This is a genomic window from Streptomyces sp. NPDC044003 (assembly GCF_056435185.1).
The window spans coordinates 227320-248268 of sequence record NZ_JBWKFA010000004.1 but is presented as its reverse complement, the minus strand read 5'-3'; the positions used below and the strand labels follow the sequence as shown (position 1 = coordinate 248268).

16 protein-coding genes are annotated in these 20949 nt (G+C 72.8%); 5 read left to right on the top strand and 11 right to left on the bottom strand.

All coding sequences use genetic code 11. The features are described from left to right. Positions 1-11 precede the first annotated feature (11 nt). The 4 genes from AC07AW_RS18235 to AC07AW_RS18220 all read right to left on the bottom strand — a co-directional run bounded on the left by AC07AW_RS18235 (position 12) and on the right by AC07AW_RS18220 (position 5083). Positions 12-1460 (bottom strand): purine-cytosine permease family protein, encoded by a 1449-nt coding sequence (locus AC07AW_RS18235; RefSeq protein WP_478816493.1) that lies wholly within the window; start codon positions 1458-1460, stop codon positions 12-14. A gap of 161 nt (positions 1461-1621) precedes the next feature. Further along, complete coding sequence (locus AC07AW_RS18230) at positions 1622-2887, bottom strand: MFS transporter (RefSeq protein ID WP_478816492.1); 1266 nt, start codon at positions 2885-2887, stop codon at positions 1622-1624. A gap of 14 nt (positions 2888-2901) precedes the next feature. Beyond that, positions 2902-4332, bottom strand: coding sequence for a GH1 family beta-glucosidase (locus AC07AW_RS18225; RefSeq protein ID WP_478816491.1), 1431 nt, complete (start codon positions 4330-4332; stop codon positions 2902-2904). Between the two features lie 91 nt (positions 4333-4423). Then, entirely contained in the window at positions 4424-5083 is a 660-nt protein-coding gene (locus tag AC07AW_RS18220) for a TetR/AcrR family transcriptional regulator (RefSeq protein ID WP_478816490.1), read from the bottom strand. An 81-nt stretch (positions 5084-5164) separates the two neighbouring features. On the opposite strand from AC07AW_RS18220, the gene AC07AW_RS18215 reads away from it, so the two are divergent. After that, positions 5165-5818: a helix-turn-helix transcriptional regulator gene (locus tag AC07AW_RS18215; protein ID WP_478816489.1), complete on the top strand. Its 654-nt coding sequence runs from the start codon at positions 5165-5167 to the stop codon at positions 5816-5818. A gap of 32 nt (positions 5819-5850) precedes the next feature. After that, positions 5851-6372: a DUF3291 domain-containing protein gene (locus tag AC07AW_RS18210; protein WP_478816488.1), complete on the top strand. Its 522-nt coding sequence runs from the start codon at positions 5851-5853 to the stop codon at positions 6370-6372. Between the two features lie 22 nt (positions 6373-6394). Here the strand turns inward: AC07AW_RS18210 and AC07AW_RS18205 are convergent, their stop codons facing one another. The 6 genes from AC07AW_RS18205 to AC07AW_RS18180 form a co-directional block, all read right to left on the bottom strand. Continuing rightward, positions 6395-7627 carry a serine hydrolase domain-containing protein gene (locus tag AC07AW_RS18205; protein WP_478816487.1) on the bottom strand — a complete coding sequence of 411 codons (1233 nt, stop codon included), beginning with the start codon at positions 7625-7627 and terminating at the stop codon, positions 6395-6397. A gap of 266 nt (positions 7628-7893) precedes the next feature. Beyond that, a complete protein-coding gene (locus AC07AW_RS18200) occupies positions 7894-8427 on the bottom strand; it encodes an EF-hand domain-containing protein (RefSeq protein ID WP_478816486.1) in 534 nt (177 codons plus the stop codon). 118 nt (positions 8428-8545) lie between these two features. Beyond that, positions 8546-9364, bottom strand: a complete 819-nt coding sequence (locus AC07AW_RS18195) for an SDR family NAD(P)-dependent oxidoreductase (RefSeq protein ID WP_478816485.1) — start codon at positions 9362-9364, stop codon at positions 8546-8548. Positions 9365-9526: 162 nt separating this feature from the next. Then, a complete protein-coding gene (gene katG / locus AC07AW_RS18190) occupies positions 9527-11713 on the bottom strand; it encodes a catalase/peroxidase HPI (RefSeq protein WP_478816484.1) in 2187 nt (728 codons plus the stop codon). A gap of 159 nt (positions 11714-11872) precedes the next feature. Continuing rightward, complete coding sequence (locus tag AC07AW_RS18185; protein WP_478816483.1) at positions 11873-13771, bottom strand: transketolase; 1899 nt, start codon at positions 13769-13771, stop codon at positions 11873-11875. Continuing rightward, positions 13768-14427 (bottom strand): endonuclease, encoded by a 660-nt coding sequence (locus tag AC07AW_RS18180; protein WP_478816482.1) that lies wholly within the window; start codon positions 14425-14427, stop codon positions 13768-13770. Before AC07AW_RS18180 ends, AC07AW_RS18185 begins: the two co-directional genes overlap by 4 nt. 196 nt (positions 14428-14623) lie before the next feature. Here AC07AW_RS18180 and AC07AW_RS18175 point away from each other — a divergent pair, with 196 nt between their 5' ends. The 3 genes from AC07AW_RS18175 to AC07AW_RS18165 all read left to right on the top strand — a co-directional run bounded on the left by AC07AW_RS18175 (position 14624) and on the right by AC07AW_RS18165 (position 17913). Then, complete coding sequence (locus AC07AW_RS18175; RefSeq protein ID WP_478816481.1) at positions 14624-15100, top strand: universal stress protein; 477 nt, start codon at positions 14624-14626, stop codon at positions 15098-15100. A gap of 35 nt (positions 15101-15135) precedes the next feature. Beyond that, entirely contained in the window at positions 15136-15381 is a 246-nt protein-coding gene (locus AC07AW_RS18170; RefSeq protein ID WP_478816480.1) for a DUF6213 family protein, read from the top strand. Between the two features lie 201 nt (positions 15382-15582). Then, the gene (locus AC07AW_RS18165) at positions 15583-17913 is read left to right on the top strand and encodes a SpoIIE family protein phosphatase (RefSeq protein WP_478816479.1); all 2331 of its coding nucleotides are present in this window, start codon (positions 15583-15585) and stop codon (positions 17911-17913) included. 19 nt (positions 17914-17932) lie between these two features. Here AC07AW_RS18165 and AC07AW_RS18160 read toward each other — a convergent pair whose 3' ends face one another. Next, positions 17933-20896, bottom strand: coding sequence for a hybrid sensor histidine kinase/response regulator (locus AC07AW_RS18160; protein WP_478816478.1), 2964 nt, complete (start codon positions 20894-20896; stop codon positions 17933-17935). Positions 20897-20949: the final 53 nt, after the last annotated feature.

Below are 20949 nucleotides of genomic sequence, written 5' to 3'. Positions count from 1 at the left end.
GTGCGTACGGGTCAGCCGACGGGTGCCGTCGTGCGGTCGCCGTCCTCGGTCGTGGCCGGGTGGACGGTCTCGGCCGGCGGGTCGGCCGTGCGCCGCACCCACAGCCAGTACACGGCCCCGGTGACGACCAGGCCGACGATCCACGAGATGTCGGCGCCGCCGAGCTTCTCGGTGATCGCGCCGGTGTACAGCTTGGTGGCCAGGAACGGGATCTGGACGGCGACGCCCACGACGTAACAGGTCAGCGCGGTGACGTTCCAGCGCCCGTAGCGGCCCTCCGGGTCGTACAGGGCGGGGATGTCGACCCGTTCGCGGGAGACCAGGTAGTAGTCGGCCAGGTTGATCGCGCTCCACGGGGTGAACACCATCAGGATCAGGAGCACGAAGTTCTTGAAGTTGTTCAGGAAGTCGGCGCTGGCGGCGAGCGCGATGCCGACCGACACCGCCGTGAAGCCGACGATGTAGGCGGCGCGGGCGGCCGCCGAGATCCGCGAGCGGCCGTCGAAGGCCGTGACGGTCGTCAGGATCGACATGAAGCCGCCGTACGCGTTGAGGCAGTTGACGGTCAGCTTGCCGACCACGATCACCAGGTAGATGAGGAAGGCGAGCGCCGCGGGGCCGGCCAGCTCGCCGAGGAAGCCCACCTGGTCGGTGAGGAAGGTCTTGCCCGCGACGGCCGCGGTGAGCGCGCCGAGCGTCATGGCCCACTGGGAGCCGATGACGGAACCGGCGAACGTCGACCAGAACGTCGCGCGCGTGCTGGTGTCGCGCGGCAGGTAGCGCGAATAGTCGGCGACGTAGGGGCCGAAGGTCAGCTGCCACCCGGCGCCCAGACCCACGGCGAGCAGGAAGGTCGCCGCCTCGAAGCCCTTGAGCCCGACGTGCGCGCCGACGTCGTACTGGGTGAACACCCGTACGAGGAGATAGCCGAGGCCCAGCACGCCGACGACGGTCGCGACGCGGCCGGCGGCGTGGATCAGCCGGTAGCCGGTGACGGCGACCACGGCGGTCAGGACGCCGAAGACGAGGATGCCCACCTGCGTGTTGTCGGTGTGGAGGAGCTCGGCGACCGCCTGGCCCGCCAGCACGCTGCCGGTCGCGGCGAAGCCGAGGTACATGAGGATCACGAGCAGCAGCGGCAGGACCGCTCCGTGGACGCCGAACTGCGCGCGGCTGGAGATCATCTGAGGTACGCCGAGCCGCGGGCCCTGCGCGGAGTGCAGCGCCATCACGATGCCGCCGAGCACGTTGCCGATGAGGAGCGCGGGTATCGCCCACAGCGCGTCCGCGCCGAAGACGACGGACAGTGCGCCGTCGACGATCGCGGTGATCTGCATGTTGGCGCCGAACCACAGCGTGAACTGGCTGCGCGGCGTGCCGTGCCGCTCGGCGTCGGGAATGACCTCGATGGTGCGCCTCTCCATCGCGAGTCGTTCCCCGGGGGCGTGCTGGACCGGCATGTTGGAGACCTCTCCCGCAGCGATTCCTGTGTATCCGGACGGACCGCAGCCGTGTACCCGCACTGCGGTGCGCCGAATCTCGCATAGAGACCAACAGGGGGCAAGACTCTGAATGCAGAATTTCAGAGAGTGGGACGGGGGGCCGTGCGCCTGGGTGGGTGTCAGGCCACGCCCCTGATGCGGCGGACGAGAAGGCCGCCGGCCAGGATGACCAGGGCCGCCGTGGCGTACAGCCCGGTGTAGCCGCCGAGGTGGGCGATGACCGGTGAGGCCAGCGCGGGGGCGAGGACCTGCGGTCCCGAGTTCGCGATGTTGATGACGCCGAGATCCTTCGCGCGGTCGGCGGCCTCGGGCAGGACCTGGGTGACCAGCGCCTGGTCGACGGCGAGGTAGATGCCGTAGCCCGCGCCGAGCACGGCCGCGGCGGCGAGCGCGGAGGGCCAGGTGTGCACCAGGGCGAGCAGCAGCGCGGCGGCGGCCATGACCAGCGAGCAGACGGCGACGAAGCCCTTGCGGCGTCCGGCCCGGTCGGACAGCACCCCCACCGGGATGGCCGTGAGCGCCGCGCAGAGGGTGTAGATCACCGTCAGGATCAGCACGCCGGTGCCGGGGTCGCCGTAGTGGACCGCGTCGGCGAGGAAGTAGAACAGGTAGAGGGTGCCCAGGGCGTTCCCGAGGTTGATCAGGAACCGGGTGAGCCAAGCCCAGCCGAAGTCGGGGTGCTTCCGGGGGCTCACCCAGAACGAGCGGGCGAGTGCACGGGCGTCGACGGCGGGGCGCAGCGTCCGCGGCAGGGCCGGCTCGGCGTGGCGCAGGACGAACGGCAGGGCCAGCACGACGGTGAGTACGGCGAGCGTGAGGTAGCCGGAGCGGACACCGGTGATGAGGAGGGCGGTGATCAGCGCGCCCAGGACCAGGCCGACCGACTGCATGAGGCCCGTCCAGCCGGAGACCACCGCGCGCTGGGTCAGCGGCACACGGTCGGCGATCGGGGTGGTGACCCCGGCCAGCATCGCGTTGAGGCCCGCCTGCGCGAGGCACCAGCCGACGGCGACTCCCGCCACCGTGTGCTGGGAGGCGGTGACCGCGAGGCCCGCAGCCCCGGCGAGGGCGCCGCCGAGGATCCAGGGCCGGCGCCGGCCGAACCGGCTGGTGGTCCGGTCCGACCACGCGCCGGCGATCGGGTTGGCCAGGACCGCGACGAGCGCGCCGAGGCCGGTGACGAGCGACAGCGCGGTGTTCTTGTCGTGCGGGTCGATCTGCTCCAGCTGGAGCGGCAGCAGGATCTGAATCGGCGTCATGAAGGCCATGAAGACGGCGAGGGTGGAGAGCGAGAGGCTCGCCGTCCAGCCGGCCGTGACCGGGACGGTGGGCTCGGCGAGGACGGCGACGGCGTCCTCGGCGGCCTCTTCCGGAGCGTGGGCCATGGTGGCTTCGCCGCTCAGGACCGGGGGGAGGTGCCGGTCGCGTGAGGGGAGGCGCCGGCGTCCCGGCGGGAAGGGCCGGCGTCGCGATGGGAGGCGATCAGGTCGCGGTACCAGTCGAAGCTCGCCCGGGGTGTGCGGAGTCCCGTGGCGAAGTCGACCTCGACGAGACCGAAACGCTGGTGGTAGCCCTCGGCCCATTCGAAGTTGTCGAGCAGCGACCAGGTGAAGTAGCCGCGCACGTCCACCCCTCGGGCCACGGCGTCCGCGACCGCCGTGATGTGTCCGGCGAGGTAGTCGACGCGTTCCTGGTCGTGCCGCCCGGCCGGCTGCGCGCAGCCGCTCTCGGTGATCCACACCGGCGGGAGGGCCTCGCCGTAGCGGTCCTTGAGGCCGGTGAGCAGCTCCGTGAGCCCGTCGGGGACCACCGGCCAGCCGAACGCGGTGCGCCGGTACGCCTCCTGAGGCTCGGTCAGGTCGAAGGGGAGCTCCGCGGCGGGATCGGCCGGCGCGGTCACCCAGGTCGGGTTGTAGTAGTTGATGCCGAGGCCGTCCAGCGGTGCGGAGACGGTCGCGAGATCGCCCTCGCGCACCACCCCTCCCCAGCTCGGGTCTGGCATGCCGTACGCCGAGAGATCGGGGTGGCGGCCCAGCAGGACGGGATCGTTGAAGAGACGGTTGTGCAGGATGTCGTACGCCGCGGCCGCCGCCGCGTCCCCGTCCGACCGGGCGTCCGCGCGCAGCCGTACGGGCGTGCAGTTGTTGGCGATCAGTACCCGCGCGTCCGGGACGGCGGCCCGCAGCGCCGCGGTCGCGAGGCCGTGGCCGAGCAGCTGGTGGTGCGCGACGGGCAGCGCGTCGAGGAGCAGGGCGCGGCCCGGGGCATGGACGCCGAAGCCGTAGCCGAAGGACATGTGCACGAAGGGCTCGTTCAGGGTGATCCACCGCTTGACCCGGTCACCGAGCCGGTCCGCCACCACCGCCGCGTACGCGGCGAAGCGGTGCGCGGTCGCGCGGTTCAGCCAGCCGCCCTCGTCCTCCAGGGCCTGCGGCAGGTCCCAGTGGAAGAGGGTGGGCGTCGGCTCGATCCCGGCGTCGAGCAGTGCGTCGACCAGCCGGTCGTAGAAGTCGAGGCCGCGCGGCTCGACCTTGCCCGCACCGGTCGGCAGGATGCGCGGCCAGGAGATCGAGAACCGGTACGCGTCGAGTCCGAGCCGTCGCATCAGCGCGACGTCCTCGTCGACTCGGTGGTAGTGGTCGCAGGCGACGTCACCGGTGTGGCCGTCGCGGACGGCGCCGGGGCGCCGCACGAAGGTGTCCCAGATCGACGGCCCCTTGCCGTCCTCCTCGGCCGCGCCCTCGATCTGGTACGCGGCGGTCGAGGCGCCCCAGGCGAAGTCGGCCGGGAGGGCGGGGAGTCGGGTGGGGTCGGTGGGGCTGGAGGTCACGGGTGTCTGCCTTCTGCCGGCTTGCCGTCCGAGGTGGGCCGCACCGTAACATGAACACTTGTTCACGTTCTATGGATCGGACCGGCCGGAATCACCCCTCCTCCGCGGCCAGCCGGCCGCGCAGGTCCTCCCAGTAGCCGTTCAGCATCCGCTTGAGCTCGTCCACGGTCTCCAGGTCCGGCTCGCCCTCGCCCTTGAACACCTCGTGCAGCACGGCGTTGGCCGCCCACACCACCATCCGTGTCGCCCGCCTCGCCCGCTCGCCGCCGGGAGCGCCCGTCAGGTGCTCCACGATGCGCCGCAGGCCCTCCGCGATGAGCGCGTTGCTCGCCTCGTCGGCCCGGGCGAGCTCGGGACTGAGGTGCCGCCCGGCCCACAGCGCCATGCCGCCCGGCTGGGACCGGAACAGCTCGCTGTAGACGTCGACCATCGTGCCGACCAGGTCGGTCAGTTCGCCCTCGACGGCCCGCTCGACGAGCTCGTCGATGGCGGACGCGAACCCCTCCAGGTATCGCCGGCCGAGCGCGTCCACCACGGCGCCCTTGTCGGGATAGAACTGGTAGATGCTGCCGACCGGCACGCCCGCGCCCTCAGCGATCCGCCGCATCGTCAGCGCCTCGTACCCCTCCCGGGAGAGGATCCGGTCGGCCGCGCCGAGGATCGCCTCGACCCTGGCCCTGCTGCGCGCCTGCTGCGGCTGCCTCCGCAGTCGCGGCCGCGCGTCCGGCCCCGGCTTCTTCGTCTCCGTCACCACACGCTCCCGGTCGTCGGACGTCCGAACGTAGCAGCAGGCTTTTCTATCGCCAATCCGTGTTGTTCCTAGAATGGCCTCGTGGAGGACATCGACGCGATCGCGGTGCTGCAGGATCCTGTACGGCGCCGCCTGTACGAGTACGTGGTGGCACAGGGTCGAGAAGTCGGCCGCAACGAAGCCGCCGAGGCGGTCGGGGTGGCGCGCACGCTCGCCGCGCACCATCTGGACAAGCTGACCGGGGCCGGGCTCCTGGAGAGCGGCAGCCGCCGGCTTTCGGGGCGCTCGGGGCCGGGGGCGGGCCGTCCCGCCAAGGTGTACACGCGGGCGCCGGGTGAGCGCTCGGTGTCGCTGCCCGCCCGCGACTACCGCACCGCCGCCGAGCTGCTCGCCGAGGCCGCCGAGCAGGCCGGGCTCGATGCCGGTCTCTGCGCGGCCGCGCGCCGCCGGGGTGAGGCCCTGCGTGGTGCGGCGGGACCCTGCGGCGGCCTCGACGAGGCCACGGCGGCGCTGGCGGCGCGCGGCTACGAGCCGTTCCTCGACGGTGATGCCGTTCGGATGCGCAACTGCCCCTTCCATGCCGTCGCCGAGAGCTTTCCGCCGCTCGTCTGCGGCATGAACCTCGCCCTGCTCGAAGGCCTGCTGGGCGCGGAGGGGCCCGTACGCGCGCGCATGGATCCGCGGCCGGGGGAGTGCTGCGTGGTGGTCGAAGCTTCTAAAAACAATGATGATTGACATAGAAAACGGGCTCGTGCTGGGATGAGGCCATGACCGCATCCACGCACCCCGCCCACCTCGCCCAGCTCAACGTCGCCACGCTCCGGTACCCCCTCGACGACCCGCGCGTGGCGCCGTTCGTCGAGATGCTCGACCCGGTCAACGCCGCCGCCGACGGGACGCCCGGCTTCGTGTGGCGGCTCGTGGAGGACGGGGAGGGCGACGCGACCGGGCTGCGACCGCTGGGCGACGACGTCATCGTCAACCTGTCCCTGTGGGAGAGCCAGGAGGCCCTGTGGGACTTCGCCTACCGCAGCGGGCACCTGGAGGTCATGCGCAGGCGACGTGACTGGTTCCACCGGCACGTCGAGGCGCACCTCGTGCTCTGGTGGGTTCCCGCCGGGCACATCCCGACCGTCCACGAGGCCGTGGAGCGACTGGCGGACCTCCGGGCGCACGGACCCTCCCCGCGCGCCTTCACCTTCGCCTCCTCCTACACCGCCGCCGAGGCCGCCGCGGCCGGGGCCACGGCCGTCGAGCACGCGCCGGACGGGGACTCGGCGGCGGTGTGAGACGAACCGTCCGCGACGCCGGTCAGCCGAAGTCGGGGATCGGGTGCGCCGGGGCCAGCGCGGCGGCGATGCGCTGGGTGATCACGTGCGCCGTGTGGCCGGCCGCGGCGTCGGGGTCGTTCGTGGTCGAGACCGCGATGGACAGCCGCTCCGACGGCAGATACGCCTGGGACGCCGAGTAGCCGAAGAACAGCGGGTGCTGGGACACCCAGTCGCCGAGCACGAGCAGGCCGAGACCGTAGTGGGTGGCCTCGGTCTGCGCGATGCAGATCGTCGCCGGGCACTTGTGGGTGGCGTGGCCGAGACCGACGGTCCCCGGGTTCAGCAACTCCCGGTAGGAGGCCCGGGAGAGCAGCCGGCCCGAGCCGATGCCGGCGGCCGAGCGCGCCAGGTCGCAGATGTCGGTGGTCTCGACCGCGCCGGGGGCGGTGGTCCACGAGGGGTTCCAGAAGCTGGACTCCTCGTACGTCCCCCGGTCCGAGGTGAAGGCGTGCAGGGCGGGTTCCGGGATGTCGGGGGTGAAGCCGTTGCGGGTCTCGCGCAGTCCGAGCGGGCCCAGGACCTGCCGCTGGAGCAGGACGTCGAGCCGGGTGCCGGTGATCTTCTCCAGGGCGGCGCCGAGCAGGACGAAGTTGGCGTGCGAGTAGCTCCAGTTGGTGCCCGGCTCGTACCACCGCTTCTGGCTCGTCGAGAGCCGCACGAGCTCCTCGGCCGTCCACGGGCGGAAGGGGTCCGCGACGACGGCCCGCTGGAACGCGGGGAGCTTCACGTAGTCGACGAGACCGGTGGTGGACGCGGCCAGCATGCGCAGGGTGATCCGGTCGCCGTCCTTGAGACCGGGCAGCCAGCGGGCGACGGGGTCGTCGAGCCCGACCCTGCCCTGGTCGACCAGACGCAGCAGGGCCGTACCCATGTAGGCGATCGCGATGTTGCCGTTCCGGAAGTGCATGGCGGGCGTCGCCGGTACCCCTGTCATCGACTCACCGAGCGCCGTGGTGACGACCTCGCGGCCGTCGACGGTGACCCGCAGGATCACGGACTTGAGGCCCATCTCCGCCTTGGCCTGCTCCGCGATCCGCAGGATGTCGCGGGCCGGGCCGTGGCCGGGCGGCCGGGAGGCGACGCAGGGGCGGCCGCGACCGGGGTCGCCCGCCGGGCCGGCGGCCGCCGTGGCCGGGGCGGCTAGGGCGAGGAGCGCGGCGAGGGCGGTGGCCGCGGCGCGGCGCGACCGGGGCAGGGAACGGGGTGGTCTCATGGCCGGAGTATTGGCCGGTGGCGCGGTACGACGCCGGAGGCGCCGTCGAACCGCGCGAACATCACCCGTCAGGCCCGCGCGACGACGCCCGTGAGGAGGGCAGGTCAGCCGGTGGTGGGGCGCGCCGTCGGGCAGGTCTCCCGCCTCGGTGATGACGGCGCCGCACGGCCCGCCGTCCGGCCGGGAACGAGAGAAGCCCCTCGGCGGGAACGCGTCCCGGACACCGAGGGGCTTCGCGCGTCGGCCCGCGGGACCGACACCGGCGGTCAGTACAGGACGTCCCCCATGGGGGATCCGTCGCCCGTGACGTACGCGCGGATCGACGCCAGGTACTCCGCGCGGCCGACGCGTCCGTCCCCGTCGGCGTCCAGTGCGTCGAAGGCCGAGCCGGCGTTGTCGGCCCGGTTGCCCAGGGCCTCGCGCAGCAGGGTGAACTGCGACCGGTCCAGGGCGCCGTCCTGGTCGGCGTCGGCGAGGTCGAACAAGGCACCCAGGGCGTACTGGCAGATGTTGTCGAACTTCTCCGCGTCCACCCAGGCGATGTACTCCTGATAGGTCATCACGCCGTCGCCGTTGGCGTCCATCGCGGCCCAGGCGCGTTCGCCCGTGGCCCGTGCGGCGATGACCAGGGGGTCGTCGTCGGCGCGTCCGGTCGCCCGCTGGGCCCGTTCGATGCGGACGAAGTAGTCGTGCTTCGAGGCGACTCCGTCTCCGTCCGTGTCCAGCATCGCGTAGATACGGGCCTTGGGGGTGGTGAGGTCGGCCGGGGGCGCCTGTGGCTCGGCCTGGGGGATCGGCATGTCGGATATTCCTTCACACAGGGGGACGTACCGCCTCCCATGATCGACGGTGGAGCTCTCCACGCGCGGACGACCCGCCAGGCGCCGACAGCGGAGTTGCCACCGTCACCCCTACCGGTCACCCCTGTCCGACGAGTTCGTCCGTCAGCTTCATGAGACGCTCGCGCGCCCCGGCGTCGTACGCCTGCTCGTGGGCCCTCGCCTCGGTGAACCGGTCGAAGTAGCGCCCCGTGACGGTCGCCAGTTCCGGGTCGAGGAGCAGCCGTACGGTCGGGCGGACGCCCCCCTCGGTGGTGGTGAGGGGGGTGAAGCCGTAGGTGCGGACGCCCGGTGTGTCCATCAGATGGGCCGGGTGGAGGGTGTTCACCGTGACGCCGGTGCCCTCCAGTTCGGCGCCCAGCTCGAAGGTCGCCATGATCAGGGCCAGCTTGCTCCGGCAGTAGGCCCGCAGGCCCTCGTACTCCCGCTCCATCATCACATCGTCGAAGTCGACGGCCTCCTGCCCGATGGAGGCGACGTTGACGACCCGCGCCGGAGCAGAGGCGGTGAGCAGCGGCAGCAGGGCGCGGGTGAGTGCGTACGGTGCCAAGTGGTTGACCGCGAAGCGGAGTTCATGGCCCTGGGCGCTCAGCTCCCGGACGAGCGGCCGCGAGCCGCCGCCGGCCACCGCGTTGTGTATCAGGCCGTCGAGGTACGGCTCGGCCGCCCGGATCCGGGCGGCCATCGCCCGCACCTGGTCGAGGTCGGAGAGGTCGGCGAGATAGGTACGGACCGTGGTGCCGGGGCCGGCGGCCCGTGCCTCGGCGGCCACGGCATCGAGGCGTTCGGCGTTCCGGCCGTGCAGGAGGAGGGTGCCGCCGCGGGGCGCCAGGTCGAGGGCGAGCGCGCGCCCCATGCCGTGGGTGACGCCGGTGATCAGGGTGGTGGGATGGGTCATGGTGACCACGCTGGCACCACTCGGCGGCACACCGGCAGTGTGTGCCACACCTGGTGTCGACACCACCAGGCTGACCGAGGGGCCGGCCGGACGAGACGGCCGGCCGCCGGGCTGCGGAGACCGAGGGGCCGGCCGACATGGCCGGCCGGCCCCTCGCCGTACTCAGCGCAGGTCGAACCGGTCGAGGTTCATCACCTTGTCCCACGCGGCCACGAAGTCCCGCGCGAACTTCTCTCCGGCGTCGGCCGAGGCGTACACCTCGGCGAGGGCCCGCAGCTGGGAGTGCGAGCCGAAGACGAGGTCGACCGGGGTGGCGGTCCACCGCACCTCGCCCGTGGCGCGGTCGCGGCCCTCGAAGACGTTCGCGTCGGACGTCGACGCCTTCCACTCCGTGCCCATGTCGAGGAGCCCGGTGAAGAAGTCGTTGGTGAGCGACTCCGGCCGGTCGGTGAAGGCCCCGTGCGCCGACTGCCCGAACCCGGTGCCGAGGACCCGCATGCCGCCGACGAGCGCCGTCATCTCGGGCGCGGTCAGCGTCAGCAGGCTGGCGCGGTCGAGGAGGAGGGTCTCCGGCGACAGCTTCTCCCCGGCCCTGAGGTAGTTGCGGAAGCCGTCCGCCCGGGGTTCGAGCACCGCGAAGGACTCGACGTCGGTCTGCTCCTGGGTGGCGTCCGTGCGCCCCGGCGTGAACGGGACCGTGAGGTCGTGTCCGGCGTTCTTCGCGGCCCGCTCGACGCCCGCGCACCCGCCGAGCACGATCAGGTCGGCGAGCGAGATCTTCGTCCCGCCGCCCGAGCCGTTGAAGTCCTCGCGGATCCCGTCGAGGGTCTCGACCGTCCGCGCCACCTCGGGCAGGTCGTTGACCTCCCAGTCCTTCTGCGGGGCGAGCCGGATCCGCGCACCGTTGGCGCCGCCGCGCTTGTCGGTGCCGCGGAAGCTCGCGGCCGCCGCCCAGGCGGTGGTGACCAGCTGGGAGACGGAGAGCCCCGAGTCGAGGATCCGGGCCTTGAGGGCCGTGACGTCCGCCTCGCCGACGAGCGCGTGGTCGACCGCGGGGACGGGATCCTGCCAGAGCTGCGGCTCGGCGATCCACGGGCCGAGGTAGCGCGAGAGGGGGCCCATGTCGCGGTGCAGCAGCTTGTACCAGGCCCTGGCGAAGGCGTCCGCGAGCTGGTCCGGGTTCTCGTGGAAGCGCTTCGCGATCGGCGCGTAGACCGGGTCGAGACGCAGCGAGAGGTCCGTCGTGAGCATCATCGGGGCGTGCCGCTTCGACGGGTCGTGCGCGTCGGGCACGGTGTCCTTCGCGGCCGCGTCCTTGGGCGTCCACTGGTGGGCGCCGGCGGGGCTCGTGGTCAGCTCCCACTCGTACCGGAACAGGTTGTCGAGGTAGCCGTTGTCCCACGTCGTCGGCTCGTTGGTCCACGCCCCTTCGAGTCCGCTGGTGAGCGTGTCGGCGCCCTTGCCGGTGCCGGACGCGTTCCGCCAGCCGAGGGCCTGCTGCTCCATGGGGGCGGCCTCGGGCTCCGGCCCGATGTACTCCGGGTCGACCGCGCCGTGACACTTGCCGAAGGTGTGGCCGCCGACGATGAGCGCGACGGTCTCCTCGTCGTTCATCGCCATGCGCCCGAACGTCTCCCGGATGTCCCGGGCGGCGGCGATCGGATCCGGGTTGCCGTTGGGGCCCTCCGGATTGACGTAGATGAGGCCCATCTGCACGGCTCCGAAGGGGCCCGTGAGCTGCCGGTCGCCGCTGTAGCGCTCGTCCCCGAGCCAGGTGTCCTCGGGGCCCCAGTAGATCTCCTCGGGCTCCCAGATGTCGGGGCGTCCGAAGCCGAACCCGAAGGTCTTGAACCCCATGGACTCCATGGCGCAGTTGCCGGCGAAGACCAGGAGGTCGGCCCAGGAGATCCTCCGCCCGTACTTCTGCTTGACCGGCCAGAGGAGCCGGCGCGCCTTGTCGAGGCTCGCGTTGTCCGGCCAGCTGTTGAGCGGGGCGAACCGCTGGGCGCCGCGGCCGCCGCCGCCCCGGCCGTCCGCGATGCGGTACGTCCCCGCGGCGTGCCAGCTCATCCGGATGAACAGGGGCCCGTAGTGGCCGTAGTCGGCGGGCCACCACTCCTGGGAGTCCGTCATCACGGCGAAGACGTCGCGCTTCAGCGCGTCGACGTCGAGGCCGGCGAACTCCTTCGCGTAGTCGAACTCCTCGCCCATCGGATCGGAGAGGGGCGAATGCTGATGGAGGACCTGGAGGTCCAGCTGGTTCGGCCACCAGTCCATGTTGGTCTTGGGCCGGGTCTCGGTGGGGGTGGGGGAGGCGATCGCAGGGTTCTCGCTGTCGCTGCCGGGCACGTGGGTCCTTCTTCCGCTTCGTGACGGTTTCGGCGTCCGTCATGCTCGCGTACGGCGGACCGCGCGGGGGCGATAACACGCAGAGCCCGGCCAACCTACGGGAATGATCCGAAGAAGGACTTTCCGACCACCGGCCCGGCGGGCGGGACGGACGGGCGCCTACCGCGCGATCAGCGCCCGGGCGGCCCGGGCGATGTGGATACGGGAGATGCCGCACGCGTCGAGGAGTTCGTCGGTGGTGCCGGAGCCGGGCAGCTCCGTGACGGCGAGATGACCGAAGCCGAGACCGGAGAAGGCGGGCCGCCCGGCGTCTGCCGCGAGCGCCGACAGGACGGCCTCGCCGAGCCCGCCCTCGGGATGGTGGTCCTCGACGACGAGGACGGCGCCGGTCTCCCGGGCCGCGCGCCCGAGGGTGCCCCTGTCGACGGGTTTGACCGAGTACAGATCGACGACCCGGGCCCGTACGCCCTCGGCGGCCAGCTCGTCCGCGGCCGCCAGGCACTCGTGCAGCGTGACACCGGCCCCGACGAGCGTGACCCGGTCGTCCGGGCTCTGGCGCAGGGTCTTCGACCCGCCGACGGGGAACGTCTCGTCACTGTCGTAGAGGACGGGGTAGGCCCCGCGGGTGGCGCGCAGGTACGAGATCCCGTCGCGCTCGGCCATGGCCGCGGTCAGCGCGGCCGCGGAGGTGGCGTCGGAGGGATACAGCACGGTGGAGCCGAGGACCGCGCGCATCATCGCGAGGTCCTCCAGGCCCATCTGCGAGGGGCCGTCCGCGCCGATCTCGACCCCGCAGTGCGTCCCGCACAGGGCCATCGTGATCCGCGAGACGGCGGCCATCCGGATGAAGTCGTGCGCGCGCGTGAGGAAGGCGGCGAAGGTCGTGGCGTACGGACGGAAGCCGCGCACCGCCATGCCGACCGCGTCCGCGATCATCTGCTGCTCGGCGATGTACGTCTGGAAGTACCGCTCCGGATGGGCCTTGCCGAACTCATCGGCGTGGGTCGAGTTGCCGACCTCGGCGTCCAGGGCGACGATGTCCGGCCGGACACCGAGGGCGGCCAGGGCGGCACCGAAGCCGACCCGGGTGGCGACCTTGTCCCCGACCTCGTAGCGGGGCAGCTCGATCGGCTCGAGATGCCGGTCGTCGGGCCGCGTGCCCTGTTGTTCGGGCGGCCGGGGGCCGCGTACCCGCAGGTCCCGTACGCCGCCGAGTTCGGCGACGGCACGTGCGGCCAGGTCCTCGGGCAGCGCCTTGCCGTGCCAGCCCTCCTTGTCGGCGACCTCCGTCACGCCACGGCCCTTGACGGTCCTCGCGACGACGACGGTGGGCTCCCGTCCGTCGGCGGCCGTCGTGAGCGCCAGGTCGATCGCTTCGAGGTCGTGGCCGTCGACCACGATCGCCCGGCAGCCGAAGGACTCGACGCGGCGGGCGTAGGCCTCGGTGTCCCACTCCAGCTCCGTGGGGCCGCTCTGGCCGAGGCGGTTCACGTCGAGCAGGACGGTGAGGTTGCCGAGCCGGTGGTGCCCGGCCTTGTCGAGGGCCTCCCACACCGACCCCTCGGCCGTCTCGCTGTCGCCGCACAGCACCCACACCCGGCAGGACCGCCGCTCCAGGTCACGGACCGCGAGCGCGATCCCGACGGCGTAGCCGATGCCCTGGCCGAGGGAGCCGGTGGCCACGTCCACCCAGGGCAGCTCGGGGGTGGGATGGCCCTGGAGTCGGTGGCCGGCGCGGCGGTACGTCGTCATCAGCTCGTCGTCGCCGATCGCCCCGGCGGCCTTGAACATCGCGTACAGCAGGGGCGAGGCGTGCCCCTTCGAGAAGACCAGGTGGTCGCCGTCCGGGTGCTGGGGAGCCTCCCAGTCGTAGCGGAGGTGGCGGGCCATCAGGACCGCCATCAGATCGGCCGCGGACAGACTGGAGGTGGGGTGCCCGGACCCCACCGCCGTACTGGCGCGCACCGAGTCCACCCGCAGTTGCTGGGCGAGTTCGAAGACCTGGGAGAGATCGCTCCGGGGGCCGAGTGTGGTGGGGGTGAGGGGAGGTGCGGTCATGACGGGGTCCTTTCCGGCCGGGCCGTCCCGCTCCCGTTCGCCGAGGGCCCCGAAAGACCCGCGCGGACGAGAGCGGCCGCCAGGCGGGCCAGGTCCTTCGGCGGGACGTGGCGGGCGAGGCCCGAGGGGGTGTGGGGCAGGGCGAGGCCGGCGGCGGTCGTGAGGGCGCGTTCGTCGAAGTACGGGCGCAGCTCCGGCCAGACGGCCTGCGCCTCGCGGCAGAAGATGCCGGCGCCCACCGGGCCGATCCTGGGCACCTCCCGCAGCAGCGCGCGGAGCTTCCCCGGATCGCCGGAGGCCTCCTCCCGGAGGCGTCGCAGGTCGCCGTGGTAGCGGTCGAGGACCAGCGTCGCGCCCTCGCCCAGGGCGGTGGCCGTGCTCTCGTCGTACCGGACGTAGTGCGCCCGGCCGAGCGCGTCCACGCGCGCCTGCCAGGTGGAGTCCGCCATGGCGCGGGGGGTCCGCAGCCCGGCGGCGAACAGTTCGCGGGCGGCGGCGGTGGCGGTCGAGGCCCTGATCCGTATCGAGCAGAGGACCGTGAGGACCAGCAGCTGGTACAGCGGGGCGGGCTCGTCCCGCAGGGTGATTCCGGCCTCGTCGGCGAAGGTCCGTCCGTGCTCGCGCAGCAGCCGCGCGATCGCCCGGTCGGTGTCCATCGGAACCCTCCTCCGTCGGCCCGACCCCCTTCGACCAGCGTCCACCTCTTCTCGGCCCGCGACTACCCGCGCGATCCGGGACCCACGCGTACGGCACGCGGCGCCGGGTAGGGGAGGGGGAGGAGGGGCCGGAGCCCCGGCTCCGTCCGGCTCCCCCCGGGCCCGGTCGGGACCGTGAGCGAAAAGGGGCACGATCATGAACTTCAGCGACGACAGCCCCCGTGTGGTCGTGGGAGTCGACGGCTCCCCCTCGTCGTACGCGGCGCTGCGGTGGGCGGCCCGGCAGGCGCAGCAGACCGGAGCGGTCCTGGACGTGGTGGGGGTGTACGACGTGCCCGGGGCGACGGGCTGGTCCGCGCCGCCCGTGGACGCCGCCTTCGACGAGGAGCAGGCCCGCAAGGCGGTGTCCGAGGAGCTCGGCGCGGTGCTCTCCCGGAGCGGTGACATCCCACCGCTGGAGCAGCACGTGGCCCGGGGCAATCCCGCCAAGGTGCTCATCGAGGCGTCCGCCGGCGCCGACCTGCTCGTCGTCGGCAGCCGCGGACGGGGCGGGTTCGCGAGCCTCCTCCTCGGCTCGGTCAGCCAGCAGTGCGCCGTGCACGCCGCCTGTCCGGTCGTCATCGTCCGGGCGGAGGCCTCCCAGAAGGCCCCCGGAACGACGCACACCCACTGACGGACGCCCGTCCCGTACCGCGGAGGTCGGATCCCATGAACGCGTCGATGTCCCTCGTGCATGTCCCCGGAGGTCCCCTCCTGCTCCCCGCCGACGAGGTGACCCTGCTCCTGCGGCGGCTCGCGTCACGCTGGCTGGACTCCGCCGACGACCGCGACTCGGGCCTCGAACCGGCGACCGTCGAGGCCCTGGTCGGCTCACTGACGGAGGTCGCGGACCGGATCGACGCCGAGTGCATCGCCCTCCTGCCGCTCAGCGACGGGGAAGACAGGCGGGAGTGACGTTCATCGAGGCCCGCGCAGCCTGAGACCGCTTGGGACGGCCTGAGACCGCTGGGACGGCTTGGGACGGCTTGAGACGGCCTGATACCGCCTGAGGCCGCCCGGCCGTGAGCGGCCCGGCGGTCCAACCGGCGAGTAAAATCCGGAGCGGATTCGAACGCGCGCTCCGTTCGCCCGCGCGGAGGCGGATCGGAGGTCGTCGTGACAGGTTCTCCACGATCCACCGGGCCGCCGCACGGCGCCCGGGCCGATCCCGGACACGCCCCGCTCGCCGCCGAGAACCGATGGCTGCGCGACCGGCTCGCCCGACGCCATCTGCTCGACCTCGCCGCCGGAGTGCTCTCCGCGCAGCTGCGGCTGCCCCCCTCCGAAGCGGCCGAGTACCTCGACGCCCTCGCGCAGGCGACCGGCCTGTCGGTCGAGGACCTCGCCGCCGACATCGTGAACGCGGCCGCAGGAGACACCGTCTTTCCCCCGGAGGGCGTCCCGTCGGGGAGCGACGGTCCCACCGCGGAGCGTCCCGCCGAGCGCCGCCGGGCCCGCCGCGCGGCCGCGGCGGCGGAGACCGCGGACACGGTCCGCGAGGCGGCACGCACCCTCCTGGAGGAAGGCCTCGCCCCGCTCGGCGCGGACAGCCTCTGGCTGTGGAGACGCGCCGACCTGGACTGTCTGCGGCTCGCCGGGCACGCGGGAGTGGGCGCCGCCGAGGCAGCGGCCTGGCAGTGGATACCCCCCGCCGCCCCGGGACCCTTCCGTTCCGTCCTCGACGAGGACGCACCGGTCTGGCTGGAGACGGGCCCGCCCGCCGGAGAGCCGCTGCCGGGACCCACGGCGCGCGCCGCCCGCGCCCTGCTCCCGCTCCACCGACGCGACCGGACGGTCGGCCTCGCGCTCGTCGGCTGGCCGGAGCCCACGGCCCTCGACGGGGTGGTACGGCGCGCCCTCACCGGGCTCATGGAGGTGGCGGGGACGGTCCTGGACACCGCCGACCCGGCACCGAGCCCCGTCCCCGTCCTCGTGGACGTACTCGACTCCCTCGCACAACCGGCGATGCTGCTCGACCTGCGGGACGCCCCAGGCGCCCGGGGCACCCGGAGCCCGCCGGGGGCGCCGGCCGTGCGGCACCTCAACGAGGAGGCGGCCACCGCGCTCGGCGGCGCCTCCGTCGCGGGCGAAGCCTCCCTCGCCCACGCCTTCCCCCTCGTCCACGCCGACCTGACCCGCATGGCGCGCCGCGCCCTCGGCACCGGGCGCACCCAGCGGGCCGCCCGGCTCCCGGTGGCCGCCGCGCCGGGAGAACCCCCGCCCCTCCTCGACGTACGCGTCCTGCCCGCCGGCGGGACGCGCGCCCTGCTGATGTGGCACACCGTGGGCGACACCGGCCTCGCCGCGGCCCGGGCGGTCGCCCGGCTGCAGAGCGTGGCCCCCTTCCAGGACAGCCTGACCGGCGGCGACACGGTGTGGTCGGGCGAGGCGTACGCCATCTTCGGCGTGGACCCCGACGAGGCACCGGTCCCGCTCGCGGAGCTGCGCGAGCGCATCCGTCCCGACGACCGGGAAGCCCTCGCCGAACTGCTGACGAACCTGACCGAACGGCAGACGGGCGGGCAGACCTTCCTGCGGATCGTGCTCCCCGACGGGACCGTGCGCCATGTGCGTGTCGCGGCGGAGCCCCTCATCGCCGAGGGGACCGTCACCGGCTTCGCCGGGGTGTACCAGGACGTGTCGGACAGCCGCAGGACCGAGGCCGCGCTGACCGCGACCTTCGACCACCTCACCGCACTCCACGACCAGGCGGAGCTGCGCCACCAGGTGGCGCTCCAGCTCCAGCAGGCGATCGTGCCCGAGGTGCCCGGGCTCCAGGAGATGCCCGGGAACCTCGTGGTGGCCGCCCGGTACCGGCCCGCCGCCGAGGAGTACCGGGTCGGCGGCGACTGGTACGACGTGCTCGCGCTGCCGAGCGGCAAGATCCTCGTCGCCGTCGGCGACATCGCCGGACACGGCATCGACTCCGTCACGGGCATGGTGGCCCTCCGCAACGCCCAGCGGGCGCTCGCCTTCACCGGCCACTCGCCCCGACGGCTCATGGAGTGGCTCAACGACGTGACCCTGCGCACCGGCGGCGGCACCACCGCGACCGCCGTCTGCGCGCTGTACGACCCCCAGGACGGCGGCTTGCTCTGGTCGAGCGCCGGCCACCTGCCCATGCTGCTGCTCAGGGACGGCCGGGCGAGGCTCCTCGAAGCGCCCCAGGACGTCCTGCTCGGGGCCGTGGCGTCGTACGTCTACCACGAGCAGCGGATCGGGCTGCGCCCCGGGGACACCCTGCTGCTGTACACCGACGGGCTGATCGAGCGCCGCCACGACGGCCTCGACGAGGGCCTGGCGCGGCTCGCCGCCGAGGCGGAGCGGCTCGCGGGCCACGCGCCGGACACGCTCGTCGACGAGCTGCTCGGCAGGGCGGCCGGCGACACCGACGACGACACCAGCCTCGTCGCCGTACGGGTACGGGGCCGGCCGTCGGACGGCTGAAGCCGCTCCGGACCGCCGCTCAACCCGTCAGCCAGGCACGGATCTTGGCGGTCAGTTCGGCCTCGTCGACCGGCTTGGCGACGTAGTCGTCGGCGCCCGCCTCCAGGGCGTCGGCCCGGTCGCCGGGCATCGCCTTCGCGGTGACCGCGATGACGGGGAGCCCCGTGCGGCCCGGCAGCTTCCTGATGGCCTGGATGGCCGTGTAGCCGTCCATCCCGGCCATCATGACGTCCATCAGCACGAGCCCGATCTCCTCGTGCGCGGCGAGGAGGTCGAGACCGGCCCGGCCGCCGTCGGCCGTGAGGACGCGCAGCCCATGCCCTTCGAGGACTTCGGTGAGCGCGAAGACGTTGCGGGCGTCGTCGTCCACGACCAGCACGGTCCGGCCCGCCATCCCGTCCGGACCGGCGGCCGAGCCCGGCAGGCGGGCGGGGGAGGAGCCGAGGTCCGGCAGGGCCGTGTCGGCGGGACCCGCGCCGGGCGCCGGGGCCTCCGTGGCCCGCGGCACGGGCAGGTACAGCGTGAAGGTGCTGCCGCCGCCGGGCACGCTCTGCGCCTGGATGGTTCCGCCGAGCAGTCCGGCCACCTCCCGGCTGATGGAGAGACCGAGGCCGGTGCCCCCGTACCGGCGGGCGACCGTGCCGTCGCCCTGCTGGAAGGCCTCGAAGACGTGGTGCAGCTGCTCGGCGGGGATGCCGATGCCGGTGTCGGTGACCCGGAAGGCGAGGACCTGTCCGGCGGCGCCCAGGGCGGGGGGTGTCTCCTCGGCGGTCGCGTACTCGACGGTGAGCGTCACCCGGCCTTCGTCGGTGAACTTCAGCGCGTTGGACAGCAGGTTGCGCAGGATCTGACGGATGCGTGCCTCGTCGCCGCGCAGCTCCTCGGGCACGCCGTCCGCGAGCGTGACGGTGAAGTCGAGGTGCCGTTCGTCGGCGACCGGACCGAACGTGGCCTCCAGGTACTCCATCAACTGGCGCAGCGGGAAGACCTCGTGGCGGACCTCCATCTTGCCGGACTCGACCTTCGACAGATCGAGGATGTCGTTGATCAGCTGGAGGAGGTCGGAGCCGGCGGAGTGGATGACCTCGGCGTAGTCGATCTGCTTCTGCGTCAGGTTCCCCTCGGCGTTCTGGGTGAGCAACCGCGCCAGGATCAGCAGGCTGTTGAGCGGGGTCCGCAGCTCGTGGCTCATGTTGGCGAGGAACTCGGACTTGTACATGGAGGTGCGGGACAGCTGCTGGGCCCGCTCCTCCAGCTCCTGGCGGGCCTGCTCGATGACCCGGTTCTTGGACTCGATGTCCTTGTTGCGCTGGGCCAGGAGTGCCGCCTTCTCCTGCAACTCGGCGTTGGAGTGCCGTAGTTCCTGCTGTCCGGTCTGCAACTCCTTGGACCTGGACCGGAGTTCGTCCGCGAGCTTCCGGGACTGCCCGAGGAGCTCGTCCGTACGGAGGTTGGCGACCAGGGAGCTGAGGACGGCGCCCGCGCTGACGACGAACCGGTCGAGGAACTCCCGCCGGAGCGGGGTGAAGGGGTGGAGGGAGGCGAACTCGACGGCGCCGAGGACCTGTTCCTCGACCACGACCGGCAGGACGATCAGCATGCTCGGCTCGCCGGAGCCCACCCCGGAGGCGATGGTGGCGTATCCGTCGGGGACGTGCTCGACGAGGAGGGCGCGCCGGTCACGGGCGGACTGCCCGATCAGGGACTGGCCGAGACGGAACCGGCGGGGTGCGGCGTCCGGGGCGTCGGGGGACCCGTACGAGGCGGTCATGACGAGCTCGACACCCTTCTCTCCCTCCTCGGCGAGGAAGAAGGCGCCGTACTGGGCGGCGACCAGCGGCGGCACCTCCGCCATGATCAGTTCGGCGATCTCGGGCAGGCTCCGGGTGCCCTGCAGGAGGCCCGTGATCCGGGCGAGGTTGGTCTGGAGCCAGTCCTGTTCCTCGTTCGCCCGGGTCGTGGCGCGCAGCGACTCGACCATCGAGTTGATGTTGTCGCGCAGGTCCCTGACCTCGCCGGGTGCGTCGACCGTGATCGAGCGGGTCAGATCGCCCTCGGCGACGGCGCTGGTGACCTCGGCGATGGCGCGGACCTGGCGGGTCAGGTTCCCGGCGAGTTCGTTGACGTTCTCGGTGAGCCGTTTCCAGGTGCCGGAGACGCCCTCGACCTCGGCCTGGCCGCCGAGCTTGCCCTCCGTGCCGACCTCGCGGGCGACGCGGGTGACCTCGGCGGCGAAGGAGGACAGCTGGTCGACCATCGTGTTGATGGTGGTCTTCAGTTCGAGGATCTCGCCGCGCGCCGAGACGTCGATCCGGCTGGTCAGATCGCCCTGGGCGACGGCGGTGGTGACCTGGGCGATGTTCCGCACCTGGTTGGTGAGGTTGTCGGCCATGGAGTTGACGTTGTCCGTGAGGTCCTTCCAGGTGCCGGAGACGCCGTGGACGGTGGCCTGGCCGCCGAGCTTGCCCTCCGTGCCGACCTCGCGGGCCACCCGGGTGACCTCCTCGGCGAAGGAGGACAGCCGGTCGACCATCGTGTTGATGGTCTCCTTCAGCTCCAGGATCTCGCCGCGCGCGTCCACCCGGATCTTCCGCGTGAGGTCACCGCGGGCGACGGCCGTGGCGACCTGGGCGATGGACCGCACCTGGGAGGTGAGGTTGTCGGCCATCGTGTTGACGTTGGACGTCAGCTCGCGCCACACCCCGCGCGCGCGTGGCTCGCGGATCCGGCCGCCGAGCAGTCCCTGCCCGCCTACCTCGCCGGCGACGCGGGTGACCTCGGAGGTGACGAGCGAGAGCTGGCCGACCATGTCGTTGTAGACCCCGGCGATCTCCCCGAAGATGCCGCCGCCGGTGTCGGGGAGCCGCACCGAGAGATCGCCGTCGCGCACGGCGGTGAGACCGGTGAGCAGCCGCCGGAGGCCGTCCTCCCCGAGGTCCGCGTGCGGCGCCGCCGTGTCGGAAGGGGGGTTGCGCTCTGCCATGGGGACCTCGCACAGGGCGATCGTGGCGGGTGCACGGGGCCGGGCCCCGCACC